This window comes from Streptomyces sp. NPDC004752, assembly GCF_053601275.1.
Genome location: NZ_JBSGBN010000063.1, coordinates 43,931 through 53,797, shown reverse-complemented (window position 1 = coordinate 53,797; position 9,867 = coordinate 43,931). Strand labels below are relative to the sequence as shown.

Below are 9,867 nucleotides of genomic sequence, written 5' to 3'. Positions count from 1 at the left end.
GGTCTTCAGCCGGGTGAGCCGTTGGCCGGGACTCTGAAGACGTACGGTGTCACGCATGCGACGCTGCCGCCGGTGGTGCTGGCGGCGATGGAGGCCGACGAGGGTTTGTTGCCGGGGGGCACTCTGGTCTCGGCGGGTGAGGCGCTGGCCGGTGAGGTTGCCGACCGCTGGTCGGTCGGCCGTAGCCTGATCAACGCCTACGGGCCCACCGAGACCACCGTCTGCGCCTCCATGAGCGAAGCCCTGACCGCGGGCGGGGCGGTGCCGATCGGCCGTCCGGTGCTCGGCGGCCGGCTGTTCGTCCTGGACGCGCGGCTGCGCCCGGTGCCCTCGGGCGTCACCGGGGAACTGTATGTGGCCGGTGCCTCGCTGGCCCGCGGCTATCTGGGCCGTGCCGCGCTGACCGCGGAACGGTTCGTGGCCTGCCCGTTCGGCGGGCCGGGCGAGCGGATGTACCGCACCGGCGACCTGGTGCGGTGGCGCCGCGACGGGCAGCTGGACTATGTGGGCCGGGCCGACGACCAGGTCAAGATCCGCGGCTTCCGTATCGAGCCCGGTGAGGTCGAGGCGGTCCTCGCCGCCCACGAGGGCGTCGGCCAGGCGGCCGTGCTGGTGCGCGAGGACCAGCCGGGCGTGCGCCGCCTCGTCGGCTACGTGGTGCCGAGCGCCCCCGCCGACGAGCCGACCGCCGGGCAGCCGGTCGCGGGCGCGATCCCGGCCGTGGACCCCGCCGAGCTGCGGGCCCGGGTGGCCGCGGAACTTCCCGACTACATGGTCCCGGCGGCCGTCCTGGTGCTCGACGCGTTCCCGCTGACCCCGAACGGCAAGCTGGACCGCAAGGCGCTGCCCGCGCCGGACCTGTCCACCGGAGGCGACGGGCGCGAGGCGCGCGACACCGGCGAGGAGACGCTGCGCGGGCTGTTCCGGGACCTGCTGAACCTGGACGCGGTCGGCTTCGACGACAGCTTCTTCGACCTCGGCGGCGACAGCATCCTCTCCATCCAACTGGTCAGCCGCGCCCGGCAGCAGGGCCTGGTCATCACCCCGCGGCAGGTCTTCGAGCACCGCACCGTCGCCGCGCTCGCCGCCGTCGCCGGCAGCCTGGACCAGGTCGTCGGCGAGGGCCCCGACCTCGGCATCGGGGAAATCCCGCTCACCCCGACCGTCCACTGGCTGCGCCAACGCGGCGGCCCCATCGCCAAGTTCAACCAGTCGACGCTGCTGCGGGCACCGGCCGACCTCACCGAGGAGCGGCTCGTCGAGGCCCTGCGGGCGGTGCTCGACCACCATGACGCCCTGCGGATGCGGCTCATCCGGGAGACCGGCCAGTGGCGCCTCGAAGTCCCCGAGCGCGGCACGGTCGACGCCGGTGAACTGGTGCTGCGCGTCGACGCGACCGGCTGCGACGCCGCCGCACTGCGGGCGCTCACCTCGCACCAGAGCGAGGCCGCCTGGGCCCGGATCAACCCCGACGAGGGCAGGATGGTCCAGGCGGTGTGGTTCGACGCCGGGCCCGGACAGCCGGGGCGGCTGCTGCTCGTCGCCCACCACCTGGTCGTGGACACCGTCTCCTGGCAGATTCTGGTGCCCGACCTCGCCGCCGCCTGCGAGGCCCTCGCCGACGGCAAGAAGCCGGAGCCACAGCCGACCGGAACCTCGCTGCGGCGCTGGGCCGAGCACCTGATCGAGCTGGCCCACACCCCGCAGCGCGAGGCCGAACTCCCGCTGTGGGAGGAGATGCTGGAGTTCCCGGACGAACTGCTCGGCGACCGTCCGCTCGATCCCGGCCAGGACGTCTTCGAGACGATGCGCTTCCTGACCACCACCGAGCCGGCCGAACACGTCAGGCCGCTGCTGACGTCCCTGCCCGCCGCCTACCACGCGGGCGTGAACGATGTCCTGCTCACCGCGCTCGCCCTGGCCGTCGCCGACTGGCGGGCCGACCGGGACGAGGAGGCCGAGAGCGACGTACTCGTCGACCTGGAGGGGCACGGCCGCGAGGACCTCGTCGAGGGGGTCGACCTGTCCCGCACGGTGGGCTGGTTCACCAGCCTCCACCCGGTGCGTCTCGACCCGGGCACCAGCGATCCGGCCGCCCTGGAGCAGGGCGGCCCGGAGGTCGGCGCGGCACTCAAGCGGATCAAGGAGCAGCTGCGGGCACTGCCCGACAACGGCATCGGCTTCGGGCTGCTGCGCTACCTCAACCACGGCACCCGGGACGTGCTCAGCGACCTGATCGGCCCGCAGATCAGCTTCAACTACCTCGGCAGGTCCGCCGCGGCGGGCCCCGGCGAGGCCGCGCCCTGGACGCCGGTCGCCGACCCGGAGATGGTCGGCGGCGCCGACCTCTCCGGTGGCCGCCCCGACCCGCAGACCCCGCTGACCCACGCCCTCGCCGTCAACGCGATGACCGAGGACCACCCGGACGGGCCGAGGCTGCTGCTCGTCTGGTCGTGGCCGCAGACCCTGCTGCGGGAAGCGGACGTACGCGATCTCAGTGCCTGCTTCTCGCGTGCCGTGCGGGCTCTCGCGGCCCACGCCGGGCGCCAGGGCATCGGCGGACTCACCCCCTCGGACCTCTCACTGGTCCGCCTCAGCCAGGACGAACTCGACGCCGTCACCGCGAGCGTCGAGCCCCTCGACGCGGACGACTGGGACGACGAGGACGACTTCTCGGACGAATGGGAGATGGCCAAGTGAGCAAGCCCGCGGTGGAGGACATCCTCCCCCTCTCGCCACTTCAGGAGGGCATGCTCTTCCAGGCCCTCTACGACGAGGACGGACCGGACCTCTACGTCCACCAGCTCCTCCTGGACCTCGAAGGCCCCCTGGACGTCAGGGCCCTGCACCGGGCCGCGCGGGTCCTGCTCCAGCGCCACGCCAATCTGCGGGTCGGTTTCCGGCGCGACCGCTCGGCCGGGCCGCTCCAACTCGTGCACAGCAAGGTCCGGGTGCCCTGGGCCCAGGTCGACCTGAGCGGCCTCGACGAGGACCGTCGCACCGCCGAACTCGCCCGCCGCGCCGACGAGGACCGGGCCCTCGGCTTCGACCTGGCCCGCCCGCCGCTGCTGCGCTTCACCGTCTTCCGGCTCGGCCCGGAGCGGTTCCGGCTGATGCTGACCAAGCACCACATCCTGCTGGACGGCTGGTCGGTGCCGGTCCTCGTCCGCGAGCTGTTCGACCTCTACGGCAGCCAGGGCGACCCCTCGGTGCTGCGCCCCGTCACCCCGTACCGCGACTACCTGGCCTGGCTCGCCGCACAGGACCCGCAGGCGGCGCGCGAGGCATGGACCGGGGCCCTCGCCGACATCGACGAACCGACCCTGGTCGCCCCCGTGCACCGGGGCCGGGAACTGGTGCGGCCCGGCTGGCTGCGGCACCAGGTACCGACGGCGATCACCGAGGGCCTGCTCCGCCTCGCCCGCGGCCACTCGCTGACCGTCAACACGGTCGTCCAGGGCGTATGGGGACTGCTGCTCACCGCGCTCACCGGCCGAGACGACGTCGTCTTCGGCGCCATCGTCTCCGGACGGCCGCCGGACATCCCCGGTGTCGACACCATGGTGGGCCTGTTCATCAACACCCTGCCGGTGCGCATCAGGTTCCGGCCCGAGGAGACGCTCGCGCAGGCACTGACCCGGCTACAGGCCGAGCAGAGCGCACTCCTCGCCCACCAGCACGTCCGGCTCAGCGATGTGCAGCAGCTCTCCGGGCACCAGGAGCTGTTCGACACCACGCTCGTCTACCAGAACTACCCCGTCGACCCGACCACCGAGCAACTCGTCGTGGGCGGCGTCCGGTTCAGCGGGGTGGACGGCCGCGACGGCGCGCACTACCCGCTCAACCTCGCCGCCGGGCTGATGGGTGAGGACCTGCAGCTGCGCCTGTGCTACGCCCCCGATCTCTTCGACGAGACGGCCGCCCGCGCCGTGCTCGACCGGCTGGAACGGATGCTCACCGCCGTCGCCGCCGACCCCGGGCAGACCGTCGGCCGCCTCGACCTGCTCTCCCCGGCCGAACGCGGCCGGCTGCTGCGCGGCTACCCCGACAACAACGACGGCGCCGCCGACACCGGCGTCACCCCGGCCACCCTGCCCGAACTGTTCGAGGCCCGGGTCGCCGCCGCGCCCGACGCGCCCGCGCTGCTCCACGGCGACACCACCGTCTCGTACCGCGAACTGGACGAGCGGGCCAACCGGCTGGCCCGCAGGCTGATCGAACTCGGCGCCGCACCCGAGCAGTTCATCGCCGTGTCGGTACCGCGCTCCATCGACCTGATCGTCGCGCTGTGGGCGGTCATCAAGGCCGGCGCCGCCTATCTGCCGCTCGACCCCGAATACCCGGTGGACCGCCTCTCCTTCATGATGGAGGACGCCCGGCCCGGACTGCTGATCGCCACCACCGAGACCGCCGCGCTCCTGGACGTCCTGGCACCCGAGGTGCCCCGGCTCGTCCTGGACGCACCCGGCACCGCGGACGAACTGCGCACCCAGGACTCCTCGGCGGTCACCGACGCCGAGCGCCGCGCGCCGCTGACCACCGCGCACCCGATGTACATCATCTACACCTCGGGCTCCACCGGCCGCCCCAAGGGCGTCGTGGTCGCGCACCACGGCCTGGCCAGCCTGGTCGCCACCCAGGCCGCGGCCGTCCAGCCCGGCCCCGGCAGCCGGGTCCTGCAGTTCGCCTCGGTCAGCTTCGACGCGGGCTTCTGGGACATCTCCATGGGCCTGCTGTCCGGTGCCGCCCTGGTCCTCGCCCCCGCCGACGAACTGCTGCCCGGCGACCCGTTGGCCGCCCTGGTCCGCCGCCACCGGATCACCCATGCCACGCTGCCCCCGGTGGCGCTGGCCTTGCTCCCGGCGGAGGAGGACATCCTCGCCGGGGCCACCCTGGTCTCCACCGGCGACGCCTGCACCCCCGAGCTGGTCGCCCGCTGGGCCCCCGGCCGGCGCCTGCTCAACGGCTACGGGCCCACCGAGACCACCGTCGGCGCCACCATGAGCGGTCCGCTCTCCGCCGGCGGCACCCCGCCCATCGGGCACCCCTTCGTCAACGCGCGGGTGTATCTGCTGGACCGCTGGCTGCGCCCGGTGCCCGCCGGCTCCGTCGGCGAGATGTACCTCTCCGGTCCCGGTCTCGCCCGCGGCTACCACCAGCGGCCCGCGCTCACCGCCCAGCGGTTCGTCGCCGACCCGTTCGGCCCGCCCGGCGCCCGCCTGTACCGCTCCGGCGACCTCGGCCGCCGACGGTCCGACGGCCAGCTGGAGTTCGTCGGCCGCGCCGACAACCAGGTCAAGGTCCGCGGCTTCCGGGTCGAGCTGGGCGAGATCGAGTCGGTGCTCGTCGGGCACGACAGCGTCGGCCACGCGGTGGTCGTCGTCCGCGAGGACGAGCCGGGCGACAAGCGCATCGTCGGCTATGTGCGCACCGCAGGCGAGCGGCGTCCCGAACCCGAGGAACTGCGCGCGCACATCGGCGCCGTACTGCCCGAGTTCATGGTGCCGTCCGCCATCGCCGTCCTGGACGAGTTCCCGCTCACCCCCAACGGCAAGGTCGACCGCAAGGCCCTGCCCGCACCCGAGACCGCCGCCACCGGCGGCGGCCGGGCCCCGAGCACGCCGGAGGAGGAGGCGCTCTGCGCGCTCTTCGCCGACGTTCTCGGCCTGGACGCGGTCGGCGTGGAGGACAGCTTCTTCTCGCTCGGCGGACACTCGCTGCTCGCCACCCGCCTGGTCAGCCGGGTCCGCTCCGACTTCGGTGTGGAGCTGGCCATCCGCGCCCTGTTCGAGGCACCCAGCCCGGCCGAGCTGGCCCAGCGGGTCGTCGCCGCCGGCGGCGCCCGCCCGCCGCTGCGCGCCGTCGAGCGGCCCGAGACCGTGCCGCTGTCCTTCGCCCAGCGGCGGCTGTGGTTCCTCAACCGCATGGAGGGCCCGAGCGCGACGTACAACATCCCGCTCGCGATCCGCCTGCACGGCACCGTCGACCGGGCGGCCCTCAACACCGCGCTCGCCGACCTGTCGGAGCGGCACGAGTCGCTGCGCACCGTCTTCCCCGCCACCGACGGCGAGCCCCGCCAGGAGGTGCTGGCGCTCGAACGCGGCCGGAGCGTGTTCGGCTTCGTCTCCGCCGACCCGGACGAGCTGGACCGGCTGATCGCCGCCGAGGCCGCCCGCGGCTTCGACCTGACCCGCGAACTCCCCTTGCGCGCCTCGCTGTTCAGCACCGGACCCGAAGAGCACGTACTGCTGCTGGTGATCCACCACATCGCCACCGACGGCTGGTCGATGGCGCCGCTGGCCCGCGACTTCGCCGCCGCCTACGCGGCCCGCAGGCAGGGCTCGGCCCCACGCCTGGAGCCGCTGCCCGTCCAGTACGCGGACTTCGCGCTCTGGCAGCGCGACCTCCTCGGCGACGAGACGGACGAACGCAGTGTCGCCGCCCAGCAGATCGCCTACTGGAAGCGCGCCCTGGCCGGGCTGCCCGACCAGCTGGAGCTGCCGCTGGACCGGCCGCGCCCGGCGGTGCTCGGCAACCGCGGCGACGGCGTCCGTTTCACCCTGGACGCCCGGTTGCACGCCCGGCTCGCCCGGCTCGCCCACTCCACCCGGGCCAGCATGTTCATGGTGCTCCAGGCGGGCTTCGCCGCCATGCTCACCGCGGAGGGCGCCGGCACCGACATCCCGGTCGGCACCCCGGTCGCCGGGCGCACCGACGACGCCCTCGACGACCTCGTCGGCTTCTTCGTCAACACCCTGGTGCTGCGCACCGACACCTCCGGCACCCCCACCTTCCGCGAACTGGTCGCCCGGGTACGGGAGACGGACCTCGCCGCGTACGCGCACCAGGACCTGCCGTTCGAGCGCCTGGTCGAGGTGCTCAACCCGACCCGGTCGCTGGCCCGGCACCCGCTGTTCCAGGTGCTGGTCTCGGTGCACAACAACGCCGAGGCCGACTTCCGCCTCGACGCCACCACGACCAGCCCGTACGCCGCCGACTCCGAGGTCGCCAAGTTCGACCTGGCCGCGCATCTCGGGGAGCGCTTCGACGCCGCAGGCACCCCGGACGGCATCGACGGGGTGCTGCAGTTCAACACGGAGCTGTTCGACCCGGCCACCGCCGAGCGGTTCGCGGCACGCCTGGCCACCCTGCTCACCGCGGCCACCGACCACCCCGACACCCCCGTGCACACCCTCGACGTGCTCACCGGCGAGGAGCGCGACGCACTGCTGGCCCACGGCGACGGCGGCACCGGCAGCGTCCCGACGGGCACCCTGCCCGAGCTGTTCGAGGCCCAGGTGCGGCGCACCCCGGGGCACACCGCCGTCAGCACCGCCGCGGAGCACCTGACCTACGAGGAGCTGAACTCCCGCGCGAACCGGCTCGCCCGCAGGCTGGTGGCGCGCGGCGCCGGGCCCGAGAAGACGGTCGCGGTCTGCCTGCCCCGCTCGGCCGACCTGGTCGTCGCCCTGCTCGCGGTGGTCAAGTCCGGCGCCGCCTACGTACCGCTCGACCCGGAACACCCGGTGCAGCGCACCCGGTTCGTCCTCTCCGACGCCCGCCCCGTGCTCGTGGTCACCGAGTCGGGCACCGCATCGGGTCTGCCGGCCGACGGCACCCCGAGGCTGCTGCTCGACGAGATCGACTCGCTCGACGACCTCGGCACCCTGGCCGCCCTGGCGGCCGGCGAGGGGCACGAACAGGCCGACAACTCGGCGACCGTCATGCTGTTCACCGGGCCGAGCGGCGCCGACCTCACCGACACCGATCGGCTCGCCCCGCTGACGCAGGCGCACCCCGCCTACCTCATCTACACCTCGGGCTCCACCGGCCGCCCCAAGGGCGTGGTGGTCGAACACCGCTCGGTCACCGACTACCTGAGCTGGGCGTCGGCCTCCTACCCGAGCGCCGCCGGGGCCGCGCTGCTGCACTCCCCGGTCACCTTCGACCTGACCGTGACCGCCCTGTACACGCCGCTGGTCACCGGCGGCCAGGTCCGGCTCGCCGCGCTCGACGACGCGCCGGATCCCGGCACCGGCATCACCTTCCTGAAGGCCACCCCGAGCCATCTGCCGCTGCTCGCCACGCTCCCCGAGGCACACACGCCCTCCGGTGAACTCCTCCTGGGCGGCGAGGCGTTGGGCGCGGAGGCGGTCGCCGGGTTCCGCACCCGCCGCCCCGGCACCACCGTGCTGAACGTCTACGGACCGACCGAGGCCACCGTCAACTGCACCCAGTACCGCATCGAGCCGGGCGCGGACCTGCCCGACGGGCCGGTGCCGATCGGACGCCCCTTCGCCGGCACCCGCGCGTATGTGCTCGACGCCTGGCTGCGCCCGGTGCCGGCGGGCGTGCGGGGCGAGCTGTACATCGCGGGCCGCAGCCTGGCGCGCGGCTACCTGGACCGGGCCGCGCTCACCGCCGAGCGCTTCGTCGCCGACCCGTTCGGCACGCCGGGGGAGCGGATGTACCGCACCGGTGACCTGGCCCACTGGAACCGCGAGGGGCAGCTCGTCTACGCGGGCCGCGCCGACGGGCAGGTCAAGCTGCGCGGCTTCCGCATCGAGACCGGCGAGGTGGAGGCCGTGCTCGCCCGGCACCCGGGGGTGCGGCGGGCCGCGGTGGTGCTGCGCGAGGACACCCCGGGCGACCAGCGGCTGGTCGCCTACCTCACCGGCGACCCGGTGCCCGAGGCGGAGGAACTGCGCACCCTGGTCGCCGAGTCGGTGCCGGACTACATGGTCCCGGCCGGGTTCGTCGCCCTGGACGAGCTGCCGCTGACCCACCACGGCAAGCTGGACGTGCCCGCGCTGCCCAAGCCCGGCTTCGGCTCCGAGCGGGCGTACCGGGCGCCGCGCACCGCACGCGAGGAACTGCTGTGCCGGCTGTTCGCCGAGGTGCTCGGGGCCGAACTGGTCGGCCTGGACGACGACTTCTTCGAACTGGGCGGGCACTCCCTGCTGATCCTGCGGCTGGCCGGCCGGATCCGTGAGACGCTCGGCGCTGACCTCACGATCCGCACCCTCTTCGAGGCTCCGACGGTCGCCCGCCTCGAACCCCGGCTCGGCTCCGACACCCTCGACGACGCGCTGGACGTCCTGCTGCCGCTGCGCACCGGCGGTGACCTGCCGCCGCTGTTCTGTGTGCACCCCGGGCTCGGCCTCGGCTGGGTGTACTCCGGTCTCGTCCCCGCCCTGGAACGCGACCGGCCGCTCTACGCGCTCCAGGCCCGCGGGCTGACCGGACAGGGCGAACTGCCCGCAGGACCCGAGGAGATGGCCGAGGACTACCTGGCGCAGCTCCGCAGCGTCCAGCCCACGGGCCCGTACCACCTGCTGGGCTGGTCGTTCGGCGGGCTGGTGGCGCACCTGATGGCCACCAGGCTGCAGGCCGAGGGCGAGGAGGTCGCGCTGCTGGCCCTGCTGGACGCCTACCCGACCGGGCGCCGGCGCGCTCAGTTCCAGGGCGAGGAGTTCCTGCGCGAACTCGCCTCGCTCACCGGCCAGGCGCCCGCCGAGGGCGCAACCGGGCTGGACCACGCCGCCGTGGCCAAGCTGCTCAGCGGCGGCGAGACGGCCCTGGCCGGCCTGGAGGCCCGGCACGTCGCGGCGATCGAACGGGTCGCCGCGAACAACCAGGCCGTCGGCGACGCGCTGCGGCCCGGCGAGTTCCGCGGCGACGTGCTGTATTTCCTCGCCACCGAGGGCCGTGACGCAGCGGCACCGCGCGTGGAGTCCTGGCAGGCACATGTGACGGGGCGGCTTGAGATCCACGAAGTCGCCTGCGGCCACGACGAGATGACCCGTCCCGAGCCGATCTCCCGGATCGGCCGTGTGGTCGCGGACCGACTCCGCGGCGAGTGAGGAG

The 9,867-nt window shown here is 74.0% G+C and carries 2 protein-coding genes; both read left to right on the top strand.

Annotated features, from left to right (window positions below; all coding sequences use genetic code 11):
- The coding region (locus tag ACWEKM_RS25290; RefSeq protein WP_451623500.1) for a condensation domain-containing protein at positions 1 to 2,700 on the top strand (2,700 nt) is incomplete at its 5' end.
- Positions 2,697 to 9,863: an amino acid adenylation domain-containing protein gene (locus ACWEKM_RS25285; protein WP_451623499.1), complete on the top strand. Its 7,167-nt coding sequence runs from the start codon at positions 2,697 to 2,699 to the stop codon at positions 9,861 to 9,863. The genes ACWEKM_RS25290 and ACWEKM_RS25285, both read left to right, overlap by 4 nt.
- The last annotated feature ends 4 nt before the right edge of the window (positions 9,864 to 9,867 follow it).